This is a genomic window from Rathayibacter sp. AY1H2 (assembly GCF_002931985.1).
GTDB lineage: Bacteria > Actinomycetota > Actinomycetes > Actinomycetales > Microbacteriaceae > Rathayibacter.
Genome location: NZ_PSUV01000002.1, coordinates 152,231 through 171,887 on the forward strand (window position 1 = coordinate 152,231; position 19,657 = coordinate 171,887).

The window sequence follows — 19,657 nt, forward strand, 5'->3', positions numbered from 1 at the left end:
GACTGTTCTTCATGGATGAGGTCACGCTGAAGCGACCCGGGGCCTTCTGGTTCTCGGGTGAGGCGACCGAGCCCGGAGCGGTGGAGGTCCTCGCCGCGATGCGCGCCTTCCGCACGGCGGAGGCCGCGATGCGCCGCCGGACCCGCGGATCCATGGGCATGGGCGAGAACGACCTGCTGGCCGTGCAGTTCCTCATGCGCCGCCAGCAGAAGGGCGTGCACGTCAGCCCGAAGGACCTGGCCTCCTACCTCGGCATCTCCTCCGCCTCCACGACCGTGCTGATCGACCGGCTGGTCAAGAGCGGGCACGTGGTCCGGGAGCCGCACCCGAGCGACCGCCGGGCCATCCGCATCGTCGCCACCCCCACCTCCCACCGCGAGGTGCGCGAGACGCTCGACGAGATGCACCGCCGCATGCTCGAGGCGGCCGAGACGCTCAACCCCTCCGAGGCCGGGACCGTCATCCGCTTCCTGCAGACGATGCGCGACATCGTCGAGCGCCCGGCCGACTCCGAGACGGTCGACGCCGCCCAGGAGCTCGCGGGCGAGCCGATCGGCGAGTACGCCGACGGCGTGCTGGAGCAGCGCCGCGCCTGACCGGCGTCCGCTCGGCCGCGACCGCGTGTCCCCGGGAGTTCACTCCGGGGGTCTTCTGCCGCGCCCCGGATCCGTCGGAGAATCGAGTCGTCCGGCGGCGATGGACAGAAAACGCACTCCGCGACGTAAGTAGCTAGCTCAACTAGTAGGAAGTCTTTCTAGCGATATAGAGTGACGGACGTCAGCCACTCGCACGTCAGATCGGAGCACACCATGGGCAACATCCTGTACGGCACTCCCCCCGCCGCCATCGAGGTCGAGGACCGCGCCCTCGCCCACCTCCAGATCGTCATCATCAACAAGTTCCGCCGCGACGAGCGCTTCCTGCTCACCCTCGACGCGAGCCCCCAGGCCGGCACCGGCCGCCGCGGCGTGTGGATGCACCCGACCATCCCGATCCAGTTCGAGTTCAAGGGCAGCCGCCAGCCCACGATCAACCCGGAGTGGGTCGAGGCCCTCATGGAGCGCGCCAACAGCGGCGCCGGCCTCCGCATCGTGCCCGAGCCGACGAGCAACGCCGCCGTCCCGCTGCGCCGCGCCGAGCCCGCCGCCTGACCCTCCGCGCCGGAGCCGCTCCCGATCAGGCGCCGCCGCCGCACACCGACACGACCCGCCTTCCCGCCCGGGAGGCGGGTTCCGTCGTCTCCGGGCGTGAGAACCCCGGGAGCGCGCTCGCAAGTGGTTGACATTCCGCGCCACGGTCAGGGTCGCAGTCCTACACTGCTCCTGCGGCACGGGGTCGTTCCGGCGGGCTCGTCCCTGCTGTCGCACGCATGACCGGCCGCCGGCCGCTCGGGCCCCCCTCTCGAGCGACCGGCGGACGGCTGCGCGGCGCACCCGAAGCGCCGTCCGCGAGGTCCGCCGGAACCAGGAGCGGCCAGATGACCCACGGAACGAACAGCCTCACCACCACCGTCGACGAGGTGCGCCCGGGCGACCTCTTCTGCGCCGTCGTCGCCCACGAGACCGAGCAGTGGCGCGTCGTCGCCGTCCTCGGCATCCGCGTCCTCGCCGAGCGGGTCGCCGGAGGAGACCGCCGCAGCTTCACCCTCCGCTTCGTGCGCCACCAGCTCTCGCCGGACGTGCTCATCGCGAGGGGTGCCGCAGCGAACCGCTAGGGGATCAGGCGCTCCGCGCGGTAGCGGTCGAAGAGCGCCGTGAACGAGTCGACCGTCCGGTGGAACGCCGTGAAGCCGGCGAGGCGGGACTTGCCGATGTCGGTGACGACCTCGAGGTTCCGGCCGAGGTCGGCGTCGGTGTGCCACCAGGAGGCGACGCGGGAGAGGTCGGGCTCGATCAGCCCGTGCTCGTCGACGAGGCGCCGCCAGACGGGCTCGGCATCGGCCATCTGCTGCTCGAGCGGCTGCGGCTCCTCCCCCGGGCCGACCGGCTCGACGCCGAAGTGCTCCGCGATCCGGGTCCACATCCAGCGCCAGCGGAAGACGTCGCCGTTGACCACGTTGAAGGCCTGGTCGCGGCCCGCCTCCGACGTCGACGCCCAGAGCATCTGCTCGGCGAGGATCGTCGCGTCGGTCATGTCGGTGAGTCCGTTCCACTGCGTGAGCGAGCCGGGGAACACGAACGGGGTGCCCTCGGCACGGTGGATCGACGCCGCGACCGCGAGGGTCAGCCCCATGTTCATCGCGTTGCCGACGGCGTGCCCGATGACCGTGTGCGAACGGTGCACCGACCAGGTGAACCCGGCGCGCCCGGCCGCGGCGAAGAGCTCGTCCTCCTGCGCGTAGTAGAAGTTCGGGGCGTCGAGGCGCTCCTCCTCCTCGTGGAACGGGGTGTCGGGCATCGCGCCCTGCCCGTACGCCTCGAACGGGCCCAGGTAGTGCTTGAGGCCGGTCACCAGCGCGACGTGCTCGACGGGAGCGTGCGCGAGCGCGGCGAGGAGGTCGCGGACCATGCCGCCGTTGACCGCGATGTTCTCCTCCTCCGTCGCCTGACGCGACCAGGCGGTGAAGAAGACGTGCGTGGGGCGCTGGTCGGCGAGCACGCGGGCCAGGTCCTCGGCGGAGCGCAGGTCGGCGGCGAGCGGAGTGACGCCGGGGCGCGCGTCGATCGGGCGGCGCGAGAGGGCGGTCACCGGCCAGCCCTGCTCGGTGAGCAGGTCGACGAGGGCGGAGCCGCCGATGCCGGTCGCACCGACGACGAGGGCGCTGCGGGGGTCGGACGGGGGGACGGGAGTGGTGGAGGACATCCCCTGGGCCAACAGCCCCGGGGGCGAGGCATTCCCCGATCCGGGCGTCACGGAGGGACACCGGAGGTCACGGAGGGACACCGGGCGTCACGGGCGGACCGCGGACCGGGCTCCTCCCCTACCGTCGAGCACGAGCCGCCCGGGGTGGGCGCAGCGGAACAGGAGCCGACGATGACCGCGACCGACGTGCGGGCCGTGCCCGAGGTGGACTACGAGGAGCTGGCGGGGCGGTTCCGGCCGCTGTTCGCCGAGATCGCGGCGGGAGCGGCGGCGCGGGAGAGCGCACGCGAGCTGCCGGTCGCGCACATCCGAGCGCTGGCGGAGGCCGGGTTCGGCGCGGTGCGCGTGCCGCTGGAGTCCGGCGGGGCCGGCGCGAGCCTCCCCCAGCTGTTCCGCCTGCTGACGGAGCTGGCCGCCGCCGACTCCAACCTGCCCCAGGCGCTCCGCGGCCACTTCGCCCTGGTCGAGGACCGTCTGCTCGCGACCGACGGGACCCGCGAGCGCTGGCTCCGGCGCTTCGCCGACGGCGAGCTCGGCGGCAACGCCTGGACCGAGGTCGGCACGGTCGCGATCGGCGACGTGCAGACGAAGGTCGCTCCGGTCGACGGCGACCCGACGCGGTTCACCGTGACCGGCACGAAGTACTACTCCACCGGCAGCGTCTTCGCCGACTGGATCGACACCTTCGCCCAGCGCACCGACACCGGGCAGAAGGTGATCGCGATCGTCGACGCGCGCCAGGCGGGCGTCGAGCACGCCGACGACTGGGACGGCTTCGGCCAGCGCACCACGGGCTCGGGGACGAGCACCTTCACGGAGGCGGTGGTCGCGGCCGAGGACGTGATCGCCTTCGAGACCCGGTTCCGCTACCAGACCGCGTTCTACCAGGCGGTGCTGCTGGCCGTGCTGGCGGGCTCGATCGCTGGGGCCGAGCGCGAGATCGCGGCCGAAGTGCGGGCGCGGACCCGGATCTTCTCGCACGGGAACGCCGAGTCGTTCGCGGCGGATCCGCAGATCCTGCAGGTGGTGGGACAGGTCTCGGCCGCCGCCTATGCGGGAGCGGCGATCGTGGAGCGCGCGGCGGTCGCGCTGCAGCGGGCGCACGACGCGGCCCTCGACGGCGACCCGCTCGAGGACGAGCGGCAGAACGACCTCGCCGAGCTCGAGACGGCGCAGGCCCAGATCGTCCTGACGCAGCTGGCCACCCGGGCGACCTCCGACCTCTTCGACGCGCTGGGCGCCTCCGGGGTGAGCACCCGCAAGAACCTCGACCGGCACTGGCGCAACGCGCGCACGGCCGCGAGCCACAATCCGTGGGTGTTCAAGGCGCGGATCGTCGGCGACCACGCGGTCAACGGCACCGTGCCGCCGCGGGTCTGGGCGATCGGCGCGGGGCCGAAGCGGTAGTCGCCCCCGGCGCCGGCCGGGGGCGGTGGACAGCCGACAAGAGCGGAGGAGAGGATCGAGGGGGCGGCGACGCGGCCGCCGCGGACGAGGGGGCTCGCGATGATCCGGACGACGACCGCGAGGGGCGCCGGTGCGCTGCTCGCCTGCGGGGCGGGGCTGCTCGCGCTGAGCGGCTGCACGGGAAGCGCCGACGAGGGGACGGCCCCGACGACAGCTCCACCGCTGATCTCGAGCGCTCCGACGCCGAGCAGTGCCGTGCCGACCGCGAGCGCCGGCAGCGCGACTCCGCTGCCCACCGCGACCCCGGCCACCGCCCTGCTCCCCTGCGAGGACCTGCTCACGGCCGAGGAGGAGGCGTCGCTCGCCGAGGACGGCCTCGCCCTCTCGCCCGAGGCGACGGTCTACGACGTCGACTACCCCGTCGTGCAGGAGATCGCCGAGGACGGGGTGCTCTGCCGGTGGAGCGGCCAGGGCGACGTGTCGGTCGTGGTCGGGCAGCTGGCGGTCCCGGACGCGGAGTGGCCGGATCGGAGCGCCGCGCTCCTCGCGGATGGGTTCACCGCCGACGACACCGCGGCTCCGGGCTTCCTCGACGGGCCCGACGGACCGGACGAGAGCTACCCCGGCCGCGGCGTCCTCCACCGCGACGGCGTCCTCTACTACGTGAGCTACTCCGGGATCGTCGGCTCGATCGTGCCGCTCTCCGGCTGAGGCGGCGGATCGACGACCCAGGGCGGGCGCCCGTGGTCGGCGCTGCTCCCCGTCGTCAGCTGCTCACAGTGGTGGTCGAACGACAGCGGGGCTCCCGCCTCGGCGCACTCACGGCCGATCAGGTCCATGGCGTTCCAGAAGTACTCGCTCGCTCGTCGATCCCCGGAGATCGCGGAGAGCAGATTGCTCGTGGCGAGACGAGCAGCGTCGGACGCGATCGAGTTCGAGGAGCTCTCGTCGAAGCCCTCGAGGGCTTCGCGAAACGGTGGACGCAGAACGGGATCGAGTTCCGGCGCGTAGTCGTTCCACGTGCGCTCGAGCGGGACACAGGGAGCGGCCTCCTGATCGCCTCCCGGCTCGGTGCAGCCCACGAGGAGCAGCACGGATACGAGTACCGCCGATGAGGCGGTCGTGCGGTCCACCATCGTTCATCGCTCGATGTGCATCGTCCCCGTCGTGACCCAGACCGCGCAGGCCTTCTCGCGATATTCCGGGGCACTGGTCTCGACGATGTGATCGCAGGTCGAGACGCCGGTGTACCACTTCACGCACCCCCCTTGAAACTCGTCCTCGCAGTTCTTGTTCGGCTGAATCGGAGCGGCCGAGGCCACCTGCGCCCCGAGGACCGACGTCAGCGCCAGCGCGACGACAGCGAGACCGGACCCGAACCACAGAGAACTCTTCATGACGTCTCCTCATTCGCCGGCAGATCCATCGGGTCCTGGGACCGTATCCATCGCGGAGAGGGTGTCGGACGGTCGGCGCGAACTCGACACATCGAGGCGCGGGCCGGGCCCTCGAGAAGGGGTAGCGTCGACAGGTGCGATTCCCGTGGCGTTCCCGAGACAGCGAGCGACTGCCGCGGGACGTGCTCGTGCTGGGGGTCGTCGCCTTCTTCGTGATGCTGGGGTTCGGCGTCGTCGTGCCGGTGCTGCCGACCTACGTGCGCAGCTTCGGCGTCGACTACACGGCGGTCGGCGCGGTCGTCTCGGCGTTCGCGCTGATGCGGCTGGTCGCGAATCCGTTCGTGGGGCCGCTCGTCGACCGGTTCGGCGAGCGGGTCGTGCTCGCCGTCGGCATCGGCATCGTCGCGCTCTCCTCGGCGCTGGTCGGCTTCGCCTCCGACTACCCGCACCTCCTCCTGCTGCGCGGAGTCGGCGGCATCGGCTCCGCGATGTTCTCCGTCGCGGCGATGACGCTCCTCCTGCGCACCGCGAGCCCGGAGCGGCGCGGCCGCTCGATCGGCTTCTACCAGGGCGGTTTCCTGCTCGGCGGCATGGCGGGCCCCGCGGTGGGCGGCGTGCTCACGGCGATCTCGCTCACCGCCCCCTTCTTCTTCTACGCCGGCACGCTCGCGATCGCGGGGCTCGTCGGGTTGATCCTGCTGCAGCGGCCGGAGCGCGACGCGGCACCGTCCGCCGCGGCGAGGACGAAGCCCCTGCGCGAGGTCGCCCGCGACCGCCGGTACCAGAGCGCGGTGCTGGCGAACTTCGCCCTCGGCTGGTCGGCGATGGGAGTCCGCGCGACGCTCGTCCCCGTGCTCGTCGTCGAGGGGCTCGGCGGGCAGCCCGCCTGGACCGGCATCGCGTTCGCGATCGCCGCGGTGGTGCAGACGATCGCGCTAGCGCCCGCCGGCCGCTTCGTCGACACGGTCGGTCGGCGCCCGGCGCTGATCGGCGGATTCTCCGTCGCGGCGGTGGCGATGCTGGCGATGCCGTTCGTCTCGGAGCTGTGGCTGCTCGTCGTGCTGCTCTGCGTCTACGGAGCGGCGGCCGCCTTCATGGGCACGGCCCCGGGTGCGCTGGTCGGTGACGCCGCGGGCGAGCGCGGCGGCAAGCCGGTCTCGGTGTTCCAGGCCGCGTCCGACCTGGGCGGCGTGATCGGGCCGCTGCTCGCAGGCGCTCTCGCCGACGCCGCATCGCCGACCGCGGCCTTCGCCTCCGCCTTCGTGCTGCTGGCGGCGAGCGCGCTGCTCGGCCTGCGGATCCCGCGCTCGCGGATCGCCTAGCTGTTCCGCCCGCGGGCGTCGACGGGCCAGACGGCGCCGCCGCCGTCGCGGAGGAGGACGCGGTACTCGTCGGCCAGGTTCACCGCGACGCAGACGTGGTTCGGCGCGATCCGCACCCGCGTCCCCACGGGCAGGTCGACACCGGTGATCGTCGCATGGTGCTCCGAGAGCACCGGGATGCGCGCCTCCGGGTGCTCCGGGAGGCGGCCGAAGCCGCTCGAGGCCGCGCCACGATCGGAGGAGAGCACCTTGCTGCCCGCGTCGGCGATCAGGTGGTCGCCGCGGCGGGACACGATCGTGGCGAGGACGGTGACGGCGATGTCCTCGGGCGTCGTCGTGCCGATCTCCCACTGCTGGGCGTCGCCGAGGGCCGAGACCCCGGGGCGCAGCTCCGTGAGCACCGAGGAGTCGGCGAACGCGGCCGACGGGGTCGAGCCTCCGCTGACCACGCGGGCCTCGACTCCGGACGCCGCGAGCGACGCGACCGCCTCGGCGAGCGCGCGCGCCTCGTCGCGGGCGGCCGCCGCTCCGTTGCCGGCCGCGTAGCTGTGGCCGGGGAAGGTGAAGACGCCGGCGACGTCGAGCCCGGCCGAGACGGCGGCCGCGGCGATCGCGCCGGCTTCGGCGGGGAGCACGCCGCTGCGGTGGTGGCCGGAGTCGATCTCGACGACGACCTCAAGCCCCTCGCGCTCGGGCAGGGCCGCGGCCAGGCGCTCGGCCGACTCCGCCGAGTCGACGCCGACCCGCACACGGGCGCTCGCGAGGACGTGGCGGAGCCGCCCGGCGCGCTCGGCGTCGAGCCAGAGCGGGTAGGCGATGAAGAGGTCGCGGATCCCTCCCGCGGCGAAGACCTCGGCCTCCGAGACGGTCGCGACGGTGAGGCCGACGGCCCCCGCGGCGAGCTGGCGGCGGGCGATCTCGAGCGACTTGTGCGTCTTCGCGTGGGGGCGGAGCGCCAGGCCCCGCTCGCGGGCAGCCGCGGCGACGGCGGCGATGTCGCGGTCGAGCACCGCCTCGTCGAGCACCAGCGCCGGAGTGGCGAGAGCATCGAGCGCGGCGGAGCGGGCGGAGGAGTCGGCGGCGGCGGTATCGACGGTCACGCGCCGAGCCTAGGCCGCACCACCGGCCCGCGTCCCGCCGTGAGGGCGGCCTCGGGCCGGTCCGCCGCCCGGTCGTCGAGCCCCGCGGAAGGCCCCGCGGAGGGATCCCGTCGAGCGCGACACCTCGTCGACCTCGGAGGCGGCCGCGCCGCTCCGACACCGTCTTCCGGATCGCCCACCTCTCCGCCGGAACGCTCGCGTCGACGCTTCAGGGCTTCGGCGTGGTCGGGCAGAGCCCTCCCGTCCACTGACCGTTCATCCGCCGCGGGATGCGGGAGGACCCCGGCGCTGCCAGGCTGAGCGGATGACTCCGCAGTCCTCCCGCCTCCGGCCCTTCGGCCCGTCCGGCGCCACCGTCACCCGGCTGACCCTCGGCACCTCCTGGCGCCCCGAGCGCGTCGCCGACCTCGACCGGGTGCCTGCCCTCGAGCGCGTCCTCGACTCCGACGCCGCCACCCGCGCCGTCTCCGTCGTCGACACGTCCAACGAGTACGCCGGCGGCCACAGCGAGCGCCTGATCGGCGAGGCCCTGCTGGCCCGCGGCGGCGTCCCCGAGGGGATCACCGTGGTCACCAAGCTCGACCGCGACCCGAGCACCGGCAGCTACTCGGCCGAGCGGATGCGCCGCAGCCTCGACGAGAGCCGCGAGCGCCTCGGTATGGACGTCCTCCCCCTGCTCTACCTGCACGACCCGGAGCGCATCTCGTACGACGAGGCCTTCGCCGAGGACGGCCCGGTCCGCGCGCTCGTCGCGATGAAGGAGGCGGGCGTCGCCCTCTCGATCGGGATCTCGGGCGGACCCGCGCCGATGCTGCGCCACTACGTCGACACCGGCCTGTTCGACGCCGTGATCACCCACAACCGCTTCACGCTCGTCGACCGCTCCTCCGAGGAGCTGATCGACGCGTCCGTGGACCGCGGCGTGATCGTGGTCAACGCGGCGGTCTACGGCGGAGGCGCCCTCGCACGCTGGCCGGAGCCGGTCGCCTCCTACGCCTACCAGCCGGCGCCGCGCGAGATCGTCGACGCCGTCGCGGCGATGGGAGCGGCCTGCGACCGGGCGGGCGTGCCGCTCGCCGCCGCCGCGCTGCAGTTCTCGACGCGCGACCCCCGCGTGACGACGACGGTCGTCGGCGCCACCTCCGCCGAGCACTACGACTCCTTCGTGGCCGACGACGCGCTCGAGATCCCCGACGCGCTGTTCGAGGAGCTGGAGTCGCTCGCTCCGCCGAGCACCGTCTGGCAGGACGCGCCCGGGGCGACCTGGCCGCGCTGATCCGGGCATAGCCGGGCTCTTCTCCCGGTTGGAGCACGTGACCCCCTCCGCGAGATGCCGCCGCCGTACGCCCTCACCGGCGTATCGCGTACCGAAGCGGCGTTCCGCGGAGAAGCACGACAGGAGAGACATGACCGACACCGCCTTGTTCCAGCCGCTGACGCTCCGCTCGAGGACCGCGCGCAACCGCCTCTGGGCGGCACCGATGTGCCAGTACTCGGTGGAGGCGCAGGACGGCGTGCCCACCTCGTGGCACCTCGTGCACCTCGGCGGGCTCGCGCGCGGCGGATCGGGCGTCGTCATCGCGGAGGCCACTGCCGTCGTCCCCGAGGGGCGGATCAGCCCCTGGGACACCGGGCTGTGGAACGACGAGCAGCGCGACGCCTGGGCTCCGATCGTCGATTTCGTGCACGGACAGGGCGCGCTCGCGGGCGTGCAGCTCGCCCACGCAGGCCGGAAGGCGTCGACCTACCGCGAGTGGAGCGGACGCGGATCCGTGCCGCTGGAGGACGGCGGCTGGCCGACCGTCGCTCCCTCGGCCGTCGCGTTCGAGGGCTACGCGGAGCCGCGCGAGCTGGCCGCGGAGGATCTGCCCGGCCTCGTCGAGGCGTTCCGCGCCTCCGCCCGCCGCGCCGCGGACGCCGGCTTCGACGTGATCGAGCTGCACGCCGCGCACGGGTACCTGCTCCATCAGTTCCTGTCGCCGCTCTCGAACACCCGCGAGGACTCCTACGGCGGCTCGCTCGAGAACCGGGCGCGCCTGCTCCTCGAGGTCGTCCGCGCGGTCCGCGCCGAGATCGGGGAGCTCGTGCTGCTCGTCCGCTTCTCCGCGACCGACTGGGCCGAGGGCGGCTGGACACTGGAGGAGACGATCACCGTCTCGGAGTGGGCGCGCGCCGAGGGCGTGGACCTCTTCGACGTGTCGACCGGCGGACTCGTGCACGCCAGCATCCCGGTGGCGCCGCTCTACCAGGTGCCGTTCGCGCGCGACCTGAGGAAGGCGACCGGTGCGCTGGTCGGCGCCGTGGGACTCATCACCACGGCGGAGCAGGCGGAGGGCGTGGTCGCGAACGGCGACGCCGACGTCGTGCTGCTCGCCCGCGAGCTGCTGCGCGACCCGAACGCTCCGGTGCGGATGGCGCACGAGCTCGGCGCGGACCTGCCGGTGCCCCCGCAGTACACCCGGGCCTGGCGCTGAGCCTTCAACCGCGAGATGCCACCTGTGCGCACGCCTCGCGGCGTGTCGTGTGCACAAGTGGCATCTCGCGGAGGAGAGCGGTCGGGCTCCCCGGAGGAGAGCGTCAGCTCTCGGAGGGCTCCTCGGGAGCGTCCTCCTCGGGGTTGAAGTGCGAGTCTCCGGAGACCCCCACCGCCAGCCCGTCCTCGGAGTGCGGGATGGTCTTGTCGTCGCCGAGACCGTTCGCCTTCTTCTCGCCCTCGGACGAGGTGGCTGCGTCGGTCACGGCTCAGGCCTCGACGTCGCCGCGCCAGGCACCGTCGGGGGTGCCCTGCTTCTCGATGTACTCCTTGAAGTTGTTCAGGTCCTTCTTCACGGCGTGGCTGCCGGCGCCGACGAGCGAGCCGAGCGTCTCGAGGAAGCCCTTGGGCTCCCAGTCGAGCTGCACGGTGACGCGGGTCTCGGTGTCGGAGAGCTTGTGGAAGGTGACGACGCCGGCGTGGTCGGTCTCGCCGCCGGTGCTGTTCCACGCGACGCGCTCGTCGGGGTGCTGCTCGGTGATGTTCGCCTCGAACTCGCGCTCGACGGGGCCGACCTTCACCTTCCAGACGGTGAGGGTGTCGGTGACCTGCTGGATCGACTCGACCTCGTCGAGGAAGCGCGGGAACTCCTCGAACTGGGTCCACTGGTTGTAGGCGACGGACACGGGGACGTTGACGTCGACGGTCTCGATGATCTGCGGCACGGTGGTGCTCCTTGCTGTCTCACTCGGTGTGCGGCGTTCCGCTGCTGCGGTCGTCACGCTCGACGTTAGGCGGGAGCCGCCTGGGAGCGCACCGGGTTGCGGACTGACCCGAACGTGGTAAGCGGAGGCGGTGCTGCGGTGCGCGCGCCGGGACGGCTCCGTCGGGTGCCGAGACGCCGCCGTGCGCGCCGGGACGTCCGCGGGAGGGCGGCGTCCGGACGGCACGGCGGCGTCTCGGGAGCGGCAGGACGGAGCAGGCCGCGGTCAGCGGTCCTGCGGGTCGCCGCCGAGCTGGCCGATGGCGGGGAGGGGGCCGCCGTCGTCGGCGCCGGTGCGGCGCCAGCGGGCGATGGCGTTGCCCAGGTGGTAGATCACGAGGGCGGCGCCGGCGCCGAGGACGATGCCGCCGAGCTCGAAGCCACCGGAGGAGAACGAGAAGCCGGCGATGGCGATCACGAGGGAGACCGCGGCGGTGTATTGGTTGACCGGGCGCGAGAAGTCGACGCGGTTGTCGATCCAGATCTTGATGCCGATCACGCCGATCAGGCCGTAGAGCGCGGTGGTCGCGCCGCCCAGGACTCCGGCCGGGATCGAGTTGAAGACGGCGCCGACCTTGGGCGAGAGGCTGAGCAGGATCGCGGTGACGCCGGCGACCCAGTAGGCGGCCGTCGAGTACACGCGGGTGGCCGCCATCACTCCGATGTTCTCGCCGTAGGTCGTGGTGCCGGAGCCGCCGAAGGCGCCGGAGAGGGTGGTCGCCATACCGTCCGCGATCAGGGCCCGGCCGGTGCTGGCGTTGGCGGAGGCGTCGGTCATCGTCGCGACGCCGCGGACGTGTCCGACGTTCTCGGCGATGAGGACGAGCACGACCGGCAGAAACATCGCGATGCCCGACCACGTGGATCCGGAGGCGAAGTCGGGGAAGGTGAACGGCGGCAGCCCGAACCAGTCGGCCGCACCGACCGCGGAGTAGTCGATCTCGTTCCGGAGCAGGGCGACGACGTAGCCGATGACCACGCCGAGGAAGATCGAGACGCGGCCGAGGAAGCCGCGGAGGAACACGCTCGACAGGATGATCGCGGCGAGCGTGATCGTCCCGGTGATCGGTGCCTGCTTGAAGCTGAGGTACGCGGTCGGAGCCAGGTTGAACCCGATCAGGGCCACGATCGCGCCGGCGACGACCGGCGGCATCAGCCTGTCGATCCAGCCGAGGCCGACGACCTGCACGAGGACGCCGACGGCGGCCAGGAGGAGGCCCACGGCGACGACTCCGGCGAGCGCCGACCCCGTCCCTCCGACGGCGGTCGCGGCCGTGACGGGCGCGATGAACGCGAAGCTCGAGCCGAGGTAGCTGGGGAGCCGGTTGCGCGTGATCAAGAGGAACAGCAGCGTCCCGACTCCGGAGAAGAGCAGGGTCGTGGCGACCGGGAACCCGGTGAGCACGGGCACGAGGAACGTCGCTCCGAACATGGCGACGACGTGCTGGATGCCGATGGCGATCGTCGCCGGCCAGGCGAGCCGCTCGCCGGGGGCGACGACGGCGCCGGGCTCGACGGTGCGGCCGTCTCCGTGCAGGGTCCAGATGGGCATGGGGCTCCTCGGCGGGGAAGGGAGGCGGGGGTCGACGTTCACAGTAGCGAGGGGTCTGGCCGTGCCGCGGCACCCGACCTACGATCGGGCCATGGACGGAGCGCGGCGTCTCGGCGAGGAGGAGTTCTCCGCGCACCTCGCCGAGCGGGTCGCGCGGATCCGCGGGTCGTTCGGCGACCTCCCGCTCTGGGCGGTCTCGGGCTGGAACGGTCCGCGGCTGCTGGCGGAGTGGACGCTGACGGGCGGCCCGCGGGGGCTCTCGTTCCTCGCCGACGAGGCGGTCCCGGGCGGGCCGGGGCCCTCCGTCGAGATCCGCACGACCCTCGGCGATCCGCGGCACGACGTCGCGCTGCTCTGCTGCCGGGAGGAGGCGCCCGTCTCGTTCGTGCAGCCGGAGGCGCTGCCCGCTCCCACGCGGATCGCGGAGATCCCGGTCGACGGGGCTCCGGAGCCCTTCGAGGTGTGGGAGGGAGCCGGGGCCGTGCGCGCGGCCGCGTGGGTGCGCGGGCACGTCCTCACGCTGGAGTGCCGCGGAGTCGATCTGGACGCTCTCGCGCTGGACGAGGTGGACGACATCGAGCCGTTCGTGGCCGGCTGGCTGGAGTTCGTCGGCGCCTCGCGGCGTTGAGCCACGACCCGCGCTCCCGCGCTGCTGGGAGAGCGCGGAGTCCCGCCCGGCGCGCCGGTGAAAGATGTGCGCCGATCCCGGACAGGAGGGAGCATGAGGCACATGCCAGCTCCCCTCGCGGGTCCCGACCGGTTCGCCGCGGTCGCCGCCGCGGTCGCCGATCCCGTCCGCCGCTACCTCTGGCGGCGCACCGACTCCGCCACCGCCGACGACGTGCTCGCCGCGACGCTCTCGGCGCTCTGGCGCCGCAGCGCCGACGTGCCCGAGGACGACCCGGTGCCGTGGGCGATCGGCGTCGCCCGGCTCCAGCTGCAGAACGCCCGGCGGATGCAGCGCCGCCAGGTCATGCTCGCCCAGCGGATCGCGGTCGTCGATCCGCCCCAGGTGCAGATCGACGAGGGCGAGGCGTCGGGCGCGGAGGAGACCGTGCGCCTCGTGCTCGCCCGGATGCGCGAGCAGGACGCCGAGCTGCTGCGCCTCTGGGCGTGGGAGGAGCTCGACGTCCGCGGGATCGCCGCGGTCCTCGGAGTCACGGCGAACGCCGTCTCGATCCGCCTCCATCGCGCGCGGCGCCGCTTCGCCGAGCTCTACGACTCCACCGACCCGCACGCGCCCGAAGGGGGACTCCGATGACCGGAACCGACGACGAGGACGTCCGCCGCCTCCTCCGCACGGTCGACCCCGCGCGGAGCCTCCCCGCGCTCGACCGCGACGAGCTCGCCGAGCAGATCGCCGCCGCGACGGGCGAGGGCACGCGGACGGTGCACTCCCGCCGCCGCTCCCCCTGGCTGATCGTGGGAGTCGGCGCGCTGAGCGCCGGGGCCGCCGCCTCCCTCCTGCTGCCCTTCGCGCTCGGCGTGGGCGGGGGCAGCACCTCGACGCTGATCCTGCCGAGCACGGGCGGGCCGATGGCCGCGTGCTCGCCGGTGACGGCCGCCGCGCTGGCCCCCGCTCAGCTCGCGTTCCGGGCCGAGGTCCGCTCGATCGACGGGAGCACCGTCGCCCTGCACGTGCTCGAGCGCTACGCGGGCGAGGTCGGCGACGGCGTCACGGTCACCCAGGGCAGGGAGACGGCGGTGGACGGGGCCCCCATCGTCTTCGAGACCGGGGTCGACTACCTGGTCGCGGCCGACGGCGACACGATCCTGACCTGCGGCCTCAGCGGCGAGAGCTCCCCCGAGCTCGCGGCGCTGTACCAGGAGGCGTTCTCGCGGCAGTAGGCGGAGGCGGGTAGCGGCCCGGGCGGGCGGTGGCAAGGGCCTCCCCGATCGGGGGGAGCGGCGCGCAGGCTGGGGCATGGGCCTCCCGGCCCTCCCCCTCCGGTCGCCCGGCGGCGCCCGCGGGCCCTCGGCGACACCGCCCCGCCCGCCCCGCAGGAGGCCCGCATGCCGGTGTTCCGGCTCCTCGAACCGCTCCACGCCGCCGGTGTCGCGCTCGCCGACCTCGCGAGCGATCGGCTCCGCCTCCACGGCGACGGCTCCGACGTCCGCATCACCGCGGTGACCGTCGCGCACACCGAGGCGGGCCCCGGCGCCCTCTTCGCCGCGCTCCCCGGGAGGAGGAGCCACGGGGCCCGGTTCGCGGCCGACGCAGCGGCAGCGGGAGCTGTCGCCGTGCTCACCGACGCGGGCGGGCTCGACGAGGCCCGCGCCTCCGGACTGCCCGTCCTCCTCAGCGACGACCCCCGCACGGCTCTCGGCCCGGTCGCGGCGCGGGTGTACGGCACGAGGAGCGGACCGGTGCTCCTCGGCGTGACCGGCACCAACGGCAAGACCAGCACCGTGCACCTCCTCGACGCGGTGCTCCGGCAGCTGGGCGTCGTCTCGGGGCTGAGCTCCACCGCCGAGCGCCGCAGCGCCGACCACGTCGTCGCCAGCCGCCTCACCACGCCCGAGGCCTCCGAGCTGCACGCGCTCCTGGCCCGGATGGCGGAGGACGGCGTCGAGGCGGCGGCGATCGAGGTCAGCGCTCAGGCGCTCGTGCGCTCGCGGATGGAGGGGATCGTGCTCGACGTCGCCGGCTTCACCAACCTCAGCCACGACCACCTCGACGACTTCGGCGACCTGGACGAGTACCTCCGCGCCAAGCAGCGCCTGTTCACGCCCGAGCGGAGCCGCCGCGGCGTCGTGGTCGTCGACACCGAGGCGGGGCGCCGGGTCGCCCGCGAGGCCTCCGTCCCGGTCGTCACGCTCTCGGCCGGGGACGGAGCCGACTGGCGGATCGACGTGCTCGAGACCGCGGTCGACCGCACCCGCTTCCGGCTCACCGCCCGCGACGGCTGGTCGACGACCACCTCCGTCCCGCTCCTCGGACGCCACATGGCCTCGAACGCGGCGCTCGCGCTGGTGATGCTGATCGAGGCGGGCCACGCGCGCGACCGGGTGGCCGCAGCGGTCGGCTCCGGGATCGACGTCACTGTGCCCGGGCGGACGCTGCTCGTGTCCGGCGCCGACGGGCCGCGGGTGTTCCTCGACTTCTCGCACACACCCGACTCGGTCGCGCGCACTGTCGACGCCCTCCGCGAGGTGACGCCCGGCCGCGTGCTCGTCCTCCTCGGCGCCGACGGCGACCGCGACCCGAGCAAGCGCGCGCCGATGGGCCGGGCCGCCGCCGAGCGCGCCGACCTGGTGATCGTCACCGACCACCACCCGCGCTTCGAGGACCCGGCGCGGATCCGCCGCGCCCTGGTCGACGGCGCGCGCCGCGTCGAGCGCTGCGAGGTGCTCGAGATCGCGGAGCCGGCCGACGCCGTCCGCGCCGCGCTGCACCGGGCCGGCCCGTCCGACTCCGTGCTCTGGGTCGGCCCCGGCGACACCGACTACCGCGTGGTCGGCGCCGACGACCTCCCCTACTCCCCCCGCGTCGACACGGCCCGCGCGCTGGCCGAGGCCGGCTGGAGCGTCGACCTGCTTGACTGACCGGGTGTTCTCGACCCTCCCGGTGCGCCGCGTGCAGGCCCGACCCGAGCACCCCGCCGACCTCGCGCGGTGGCCCGCGACGCTCGCGCCCGTGCGGCAGGTGCTGGCCGAGGGCTGGGATCTCGGCCAGGTGACGGTGATCACCGGCGAGAACGGCTCGGGCAAGTCGACGCTGCTCGAGGCGGTCGCCCTCGCCTACGGGCTGAACGCGGAGGGCGGATCCACGGGTGCGATGCACTCCTCCCGCGCCTCGGAGTCGGACCTGGCCGAGCACCTCCAGCTGGTCCGCGGGGCCGGGGCGTCCAAGCGCGGCTTCTTCCTCCGCGCCGAGACGATGCACGGCTTCTTCAGCTACCTGGAGGAGGTGGGGATCGACGGCGGGTACCACGAGCGGAGCCACGGAGAGTCGTTCCTCGACATCGTGGCGAACCGCTCCCGGATCAGCGGGCTGTGGCTCCTCGACGAGCCGGAGTCGGCCCTCTCGGTGTCGGGCTGCCTCGCCCTGATCGGGCAGCTGCGCGATCTGGTCGCCGGCGGCTCGCAGGTCGTCCTGTCCACGCACTCGCCGATCCTCGCGGCCCTCCCCGGAGCCGACCTCTACGAGCTCGACGAGACGGGCCTGCGCCCCTGCCGCTACGACGACCTCGACCTGGTGCGGACCTGGCGCGGCTTCCTCGACCAGCCGGCCCGCTTCCTGCGCCGGTTGGAGTAGGTCGGAGGGCGCTCGGCCGCGCCGGAACGGGCCGTTCGTGTTCACCACGAAGGGAAGTACGTCGGCAGGCAGTCCCGTTCTCGCGGATCCCGAGCCGCCAGGGCGAAAGTCTCCGCCGGCACGAGCACTGTCAGGCCGCGGAGGCCGCCGCCGGCCGGGCGACCCGGGGCGCCCAGCCCACCGCGATCGCGGCGCCGGCGAGCGCGAGCTGTCCGAGCGGCGGCAGGATCGCCGAGACCAGGGAGCCGTCGCCGCCGGAGGTGACGAAGGTGTCGGCGACCGACATCCCGAAGCCGAACCCGGCGAAGAAGCGGAAGACGACGGCGCCGGCGACCAGGGCGAGCATGAGCACCGCGATCCGCCGCGGAGTGAGCGGCGACCTCCGGCCGACGAGGGCGCCGACCGTCACGACGATCGCGGCGGCCGTCCAGAACGCGGCCCACCCGGTGACCCAGATCGCGTGGGAGCCGAACTCGAAGCCGTCGCGCTCGGACATGGTCGCGTAGATCTCCGCCAGGGCTACGCCGGGGACCTTCGCCTGCGGATTCCAGACCAGCAGATCCACGGCACCCACCACCGTGACGCCCGCCACGAGCGCGAGGCCCGCGAGGGCGACGGGGAGGCGCTGAGCGCGGGTCGCCGTCCGCGGTGCGAGGGCGATGGTCCTCGAGCCGCCGAGGACGATCGCCCCGCAGACGAGTCCGGCGAGGGAGACGGGCAGGCCGACGAGGGCGAGGGGTCCGGGGAGGAGGAGGCCGGCCGCGGTGAGCACCGGGCCGACGACGGCGGCGACCAGGGAGATCCGCGCGAGCACCGTGCGGGCCGACGCCGCAGCGCCGAGGAGGTGGACCGCGCCGAGGACCGCGACCGCGACGGCGGCGACGAGCACCGCGGTCTGCACGGCGCCGACGGCGGCCAGGGCTGTGTCGGAGGCGGCACCCGGCTCGGGGACGATCCCGCCGCCGGTCAGCGCGATGCCGCTGAGCATCAGCGCGGCCGCGGCGAAGAGCGCGAGTCCGCGGCGGGCGAGGCGGCGCGGGAGCGTGCCCCGCGCTTCGCCGGTGTGCGCGGGCAGGTCGCGGTCGACGCTCACCAGCAGGGCGAGCGCTCCGAGGACGACGCCGCGCCGGGGCAGTCCCAGCTCGGCGGCCCCGGCCAGGTCGGCCCGCCACTCCTCGAGGTAGCGCTCGCGGGCGAGCGGGGGCAGCAGCAGCGACAGGAGCCGCAGAAGCGCGCTCATGCGGTCGCCTCCGCCGCTCGCGGCGCCGTCCGCGCGGTCGACCGCATCCGCTCGACGGCGGCCCGGGCTGCCGGGGCGCCCTCCGCGGTCAGCTCGTAGAGCCGGCGACGCGGGCCGCTCCGCTCGCTCGCGGCCTCCCACTCCGAGACCACCCAGCCCGCTCCCTCGAGCCGCTCCAGGATCGGATAGACGCTGCCCGCCGGTCGCCCGGTGGCCTTGATCACGACCATGCCCCAGGTCGGGCCGTCGGCGTCGAGGAGGGTCCGGAGGACGTCCGTGGTGGCGGACGTGAGGCGAGGGAGTGGCTGCACACGGATGACGCTACCTATGTAGAGATAGCGGGGTCAATCGGACCGCCATCCTGCGTCCGGGCGATCCCACGCCACTCCTCGGCCTCGGTCGGGCCCTCAAACGTTCGACGACTGCGCCGCCCCCGTCCGAGGAGGACCGGCGTCGGCCCCGCCCCCGCTTCCCTGATCGGCGGGATCGGCGCCTTGATACTCCGATGACCAGGGCGGGATCAGCTGCCGCATCACCCTTCACGGCGGGGTGGTCGCCGAGCAGATCAGCACAGGCGCGTCCGCCTCGGCGATCCCCACGGCGACCCCGCAGCAGCCGCGGACACTGCCGCTAGCCGGACCCCGCACGCAGAACGTCGGTCGAGAGCAGCCGCCTCCACCCTCGGGGGACGGCGGGCACTCTCGGCCGACGGTCTGCGCGCGAGCGCGGGGACTACTTGCGGAACATCCGCGCCGTGGTCTCGAAGAGGCCCTTCACGGGGCGCTGCTGCTCGCCCTGCTGGGCGCCGAGGACGATGATGACGGCGGTCAGCACGGGGATGGCCCACTGGGTGACCTTCTGCACGCGGAGGGCCGTGGTCAGCTCCTGTGAGTTGTGCTCCGACGCCTCGGTCACGCCGGGGGCGCCCTCGTCGGCGTGCTTGGCCTGCGTCGCTCCGGCGACCGCGGCGATCACCGAGGCGGCACCGGCGAGCCCGGTCACGACGGTCTTGACGACGGTGTTCGTGCGGCTCTCCTGCTGGTTGGCCAGGCGGGTCTTGTTGGCGAGGACGAGTCCGATGCCGCCGACGCCGTGGGCGGCGATCGCGGCGAGCTGCACAGGGGTCCAGCGGGCCCAGCCGTTCGAGGAGAGGCGGAGGCGCTCCGCCGGGTCGGACGAGGTGGACGCGGCGCCGTTCAGGCCGACGGCGCCCATGAGCGAGCCGCCGAACCAGGCGGCGGCTCCGAGGTCGTGGAGACTGCGGACGAGGGTGTTGCGGGAGGGCATGTGGGCCTCTTCTCTGCCGGCGGCGGACGTCGGCGGTGGTCGGCTGGTGCGGACTC

Annotated in this window: 23 protein-coding genes; 13 read left to right on the forward strand and 10 right to left on the reverse strand. The window is 73.9% G+C overall.

Annotation, left to right across the window (positions count from 1 at the left end):
- Positions 1-11 precede the first annotated feature (11 nt).
- The 3 genes from C5C29_RS02945 (at position 12) to C5C29_RS02955 (ending at position 1,714) form a co-directional block, all read left to right on the forward strand.
- On the forward strand, positions 12-596 hold the full coding sequence (locus C5C29_RS02945) for a MarR family winged helix-turn-helix transcriptional regulator (RefSeq protein WP_104224167.1): 585 nt from the start codon (positions 12-14) through the stop codon (positions 594-596).
- 213 nt (positions 597-809) lie between these two features.
- Positions 810-1,151 carry an ATP-dependent DNA ligase gene (locus C5C29_RS02950; protein ID WP_104224199.1) on the forward strand — a complete coding sequence of 114 codons (342 nt, stop codon included), beginning with the start codon at positions 810-812 and terminating at the stop codon, positions 1,149-1,151.
- A 326-nt stretch (positions 1,152-1,477) separates the two neighbouring features.
- The gene (locus C5C29_RS02955; protein ID WP_104224166.1) at positions 1,478-1,714 is read left to right on the forward strand and encodes a hypothetical protein; all 237 of its coding nucleotides are present in this window, start codon (positions 1,478-1,480) and stop codon (positions 1,712-1,714) included.
- Here the strand turns inward: C5C29_RS02955 and C5C29_RS02960 are convergent.
- On the reverse strand, positions 1,711-2,802 hold the full coding sequence (locus tag C5C29_RS02960; RefSeq protein ID WP_104224165.1) for an SDR family oxidoreductase: 1,092 nt from the start codon (positions 2,800-2,802) through the stop codon (positions 1,711-1,713). The two genes, C5C29_RS02955 and C5C29_RS02960, sit on opposite strands and share 4 nt — an antisense overlap.
- Before the next feature lie 171 nt (positions 2,803-2,973).
- Here C5C29_RS02960 and C5C29_RS02965 point away from each other — a divergent pair, with 171 nt between their 5' ends.
- Positions 2,974-4,209 (forward strand): acyl-CoA dehydrogenase family protein, encoded by a 1,236-nt coding sequence (locus C5C29_RS02965; protein ID WP_104224164.1) that lies wholly within the window; start codon positions 2,974-2,976, stop codon positions 4,207-4,209.
- 99 nt (positions 4,210-4,308) lie between these two features.
- Positions 4,309-4,920, forward strand: coding sequence for a hypothetical protein (locus tag C5C29_RS02970; protein ID WP_104224163.1), 612 nt, complete (start codon positions 4,309-4,311; stop codon positions 4,918-4,920).
- On the opposite strand, the gene C5C29_RS02975 is transcribed toward C5C29_RS02970, so the two are convergent.
- Together C5C29_RS02975 and C5C29_RS02980 are read right to left on the reverse strand one after the other, a co-directional pair.
- Positions 4,878-5,345 carry a hypothetical protein gene (locus C5C29_RS02975; RefSeq protein WP_104224162.1) on the reverse strand — a complete coding sequence of 156 codons (468 nt, stop codon included), beginning with the start codon at positions 5,343-5,345 and terminating at the stop codon, positions 4,878-4,880. The two genes, C5C29_RS02970 and C5C29_RS02975, sit on opposite strands and share 43 nt — an antisense overlap.
- A gap of 3 nt (positions 5,346-5,348) precedes the next feature.
- Positions 5,349-5,606 (reverse strand): hypothetical protein, encoded by a 258-nt coding sequence (locus C5C29_RS02980; protein ID WP_104224161.1) that lies wholly within the window; start codon positions 5,604-5,606, stop codon positions 5,349-5,351.
- A gap of 134 nt (positions 5,607-5,740) precedes the next feature.
- Here C5C29_RS02980 and C5C29_RS02985 point away from each other — a divergent pair, with 134 nt between their 5' ends.
- Positions 5,741-6,928: an MFS transporter gene (locus tag C5C29_RS02985; protein WP_244229579.1), complete on the forward strand. Its 1,188-nt coding sequence runs from the start codon at positions 5,741-5,743 to the stop codon at positions 6,926-6,928.
- Here C5C29_RS02985 and C5C29_RS02990 read toward each other — a convergent pair.
- Entirely contained in the window at positions 6,925-8,028 is a 1,104-nt protein-coding gene (locus C5C29_RS02990; protein ID WP_104224160.1) for an alanine racemase, read from the reverse strand. The genes C5C29_RS02985 and C5C29_RS02990 overlap by 4 nt on opposite strands.
- 304 nt (positions 8,029-8,332) lie before the next feature.
- Between C5C29_RS02990 and C5C29_RS02995 the strand changes: the two genes are divergently transcribed.
- Both C5C29_RS02995 and C5C29_RS03000 read left to right on the forward strand, forming a co-directional pair.
- The gene (locus tag C5C29_RS02995; RefSeq protein ID WP_104224159.1) at positions 8,333-9,304 is read left to right on the forward strand and encodes an aldo/keto reductase; all 972 of its coding nucleotides are present in this window, start codon (positions 8,333-8,335) and stop codon (positions 9,302-9,304) included.
- 130 nt (positions 9,305-9,434) lie between these two features.
- The gene (locus C5C29_RS03000) at positions 9,435-10,502 is read left to right on the forward strand and encodes an NADH:flavin oxidoreductase/NADH oxidase (protein ID WP_104224158.1); all 1,068 of its coding nucleotides are present in this window, start codon (positions 9,435-9,437) and stop codon (positions 10,500-10,502) included.
- A gap of 103 nt (positions 10,503-10,605) precedes the next feature.
- Here C5C29_RS03000 and C5C29_RS17000 read toward each other — a convergent pair whose 3' ends face one another.
- The 3 genes from C5C29_RS17000 to C5C29_RS03010 form a co-directional block, all read right to left on the reverse strand.
- Positions 10,606-10,767 carry a hypothetical protein gene (locus C5C29_RS17000; RefSeq protein ID WP_181065517.1) on the reverse strand — a complete coding sequence of 54 codons (162 nt, stop codon included), beginning with the start codon at positions 10,765-10,767 and terminating at the stop codon, positions 10,606-10,608.
- Positions 10,768-10,770: 3 nt separating this feature from the next.
- Entirely contained in the window at positions 10,771-11,226 is a 456-nt protein-coding gene (locus C5C29_RS03005) for an SRPBCC family protein (RefSeq protein ID WP_104224157.1), read from the reverse strand.
- 264 nt (positions 11,227-11,490) lie between these two features.
- Positions 11,491-12,816, reverse strand: coding sequence for a uracil-xanthine permease family protein (locus C5C29_RS03010; RefSeq protein ID WP_104224156.1), 1,326 nt, complete (start codon positions 12,814-12,816; stop codon positions 11,491-11,493).
- Between the two features lie 91 nt (positions 12,817-12,907).
- On the opposite strand from C5C29_RS03010, the gene C5C29_RS03015 reads away from it, so the two are divergent.
- From C5C29_RS03015 to C5C29_RS03035, 5 genes are all read left to right on the forward strand, one after another.
- A complete protein-coding gene (locus C5C29_RS03015) occupies positions 12,908-13,444 on the forward strand; it encodes a hypothetical protein (protein ID WP_104224155.1) in 537 nt (178 codons plus the stop codon).
- A gap of 102 nt (positions 13,445-13,546) precedes the next feature.
- Complete coding sequence (locus C5C29_RS03020; protein WP_181027124.1) at positions 13,547-14,077, forward strand: RNA polymerase sigma factor; 531 nt, start codon at positions 13,547-13,549, stop codon at positions 14,075-14,077.
- Entirely contained in the window at positions 14,074-14,664 is a 591-nt protein-coding gene (locus C5C29_RS03025) for a hypothetical protein (protein ID WP_104224153.1), read from the forward strand. The genes C5C29_RS03020 and C5C29_RS03025 overlap by 4 nt, the downstream gene beginning before the upstream one ends.
- A 165-nt stretch (positions 14,665-14,829) precedes the next feature.
- Positions 14,830-16,362: a Mur ligase family protein gene (locus C5C29_RS03030; protein ID WP_104225090.1), complete on the forward strand. Its 1,533-nt coding sequence runs from the start codon at positions 14,830-14,832 to the stop codon at positions 16,360-16,362.
- 4 nt (positions 16,363-16,366) lie between these two features.
- On the forward strand, positions 16,367-17,074 hold the full coding sequence (locus C5C29_RS03035; protein WP_104268547.1) for an AAA family ATPase: 708 nt from the start codon (positions 16,367-16,369) through the stop codon (positions 17,072-17,074).
- 130 nt (positions 17,075-17,204) lie between these two features.
- Here C5C29_RS03035 and C5C29_RS03040 read toward each other — a convergent pair whose 3' ends face one another.
- From C5C29_RS03040 to C5C29_RS03050, 3 genes are all read right to left on the reverse strand, one after another.
- Positions 17,205-18,314, reverse strand: coding sequence for a hypothetical protein (locus tag C5C29_RS03040; protein WP_104225091.1), 1,110 nt, complete (start codon positions 18,312-18,314; stop codon positions 17,205-17,207).
- The gene (locus tag C5C29_RS03045) at positions 18,311-18,625 is read right to left on the reverse strand and encodes a PadR family transcriptional regulator (RefSeq protein ID WP_104225092.1); all 315 of its coding nucleotides are present in this window, start codon (positions 18,623-18,625) and stop codon (positions 18,311-18,313) included. The genes C5C29_RS03040 and C5C29_RS03045 overlap by 4 nt, the downstream gene beginning before the upstream one ends.
- Positions 18,626-19,046: 421 nt before the next feature.
- Entirely contained in the window at positions 19,047-19,601 is a 555-nt protein-coding gene (locus tag C5C29_RS03050; protein ID WP_104225963.1) for a hypothetical protein, read from the reverse strand.
- Positions 19,602-19,657: the final 56 nt, after the last annotated feature.

Excerpts from the sequence above, each read along its gene's own strand:
- C5C29_RS02945 (WP_104224167.1), top strand. The coding sequence starts at position 12 with ATGGATGAGGTCACGCTGAAGCGACCCGGGGCCTTCTGGTTCTCGGGT.
- C5C29_RS03020 (WP_181027124.1), top strand. The coding sequence starts at position 13,547 with ATGCCAGCTCCCCTCGCGGGTCCCGACCGGTTCGCCGCGGTCGCCGCC.
- C5C29_RS02975 (WP_104224162.1), bottom strand. The coding sequence starts at position 5,345 with ATGGTGGACCGCACGACCGCCTCATCGGCGGTACTCGTATCCGTGCTG.
- C5C29_RS03000 (WP_104224158.1), top strand. The coding sequence starts at position 9,435 with ATGACCGACACCGCCTTGTTCCAGCCGCTGACGCTCCGCTCGAGGACC.
- C5C29_RS03025 (WP_104224153.1), top strand. The coding sequence starts at position 14,074 with ATGACCGGAACCGACGACGAGGACGTCCGCCGCCTCCTCCGCACGGTC.
- C5C29_RS02995 (WP_104224159.1), top strand. The coding sequence starts at position 8,333 with ATGACTCCGCAGTCCTCCCGCCTCCGGCCCTTCGGCCCGTCCGGCGCC.
- C5C29_RS02980 (WP_104224161.1), bottom strand. The coding sequence starts at position 5,606 with ATGAAGAGTTCTCTGTGGTTCGGGTCCGGTCTCGCTGTCGTCGCGCTG.
- C5C29_RS03050 (WP_104225963.1), bottom strand. The coding sequence starts at position 19,601 with ATGCCCTCCCGCAACACCCTCGTCCGCAGTCTCCACGACCTCGGAGCC.
- C5C29_RS02960 (WP_104224165.1), bottom strand. The coding sequence starts at position 2,802 with ATGTCCTCCACCACTCCCGTCCCCCCGTCCGACCCCCGCAGCGCCCTC.
- C5C29_RS02955 (WP_104224166.1), top strand. The coding sequence starts at position 1,478 with ATGACCCACGGAACGAACAGCCTCACCACCACCGTCGACGAGGTGCGC.
- C5C29_RS03010 (WP_104224156.1), bottom strand. The coding sequence starts at position 12,816 with ATGCCCATCTGGACCCTGCACGGAGACGGCCGCACCGTCGAGCCCGGC.
- C5C29_RS02950 (WP_104224199.1), top strand. The coding sequence starts at position 810 with ATGGGCAACATCCTGTACGGCACTCCCCCCGCCGCCATCGAGGTCGAG.
- C5C29_RS03040 (WP_104225091.1), bottom strand. The coding sequence starts at position 18,314 with ATGAGCGCGCTTCTGCGGCTCCTGTCGCTGCTGCTGCCCCCGCTCGCC.
- C5C29_RS02965 (WP_104224164.1), top strand. The coding sequence starts at position 2,974 with ATGACCGCGACCGACGTGCGGGCCGTGCCCGAGGTGGACTACGAGGAG.
- C5C29_RS03015 (WP_104224155.1), top strand. The coding sequence starts at position 12,908 with ATGGACGGAGCGCGGCGTCTCGGCGAGGAGGAGTTCTCCGCGCACCTC.
- C5C29_RS02970 (WP_104224163.1), top strand. The coding sequence starts at position 4,309 with ATGATCCGGACGACGACCGCGAGGGGCGCCGGTGCGCTGCTCGCCTGC.
- C5C29_RS03030 (WP_104225090.1), top strand. The coding sequence starts at position 14,830 with ATGCCGGTGTTCCGGCTCCTCGAACCGCTCCACGCCGCCGGTGTCGCG.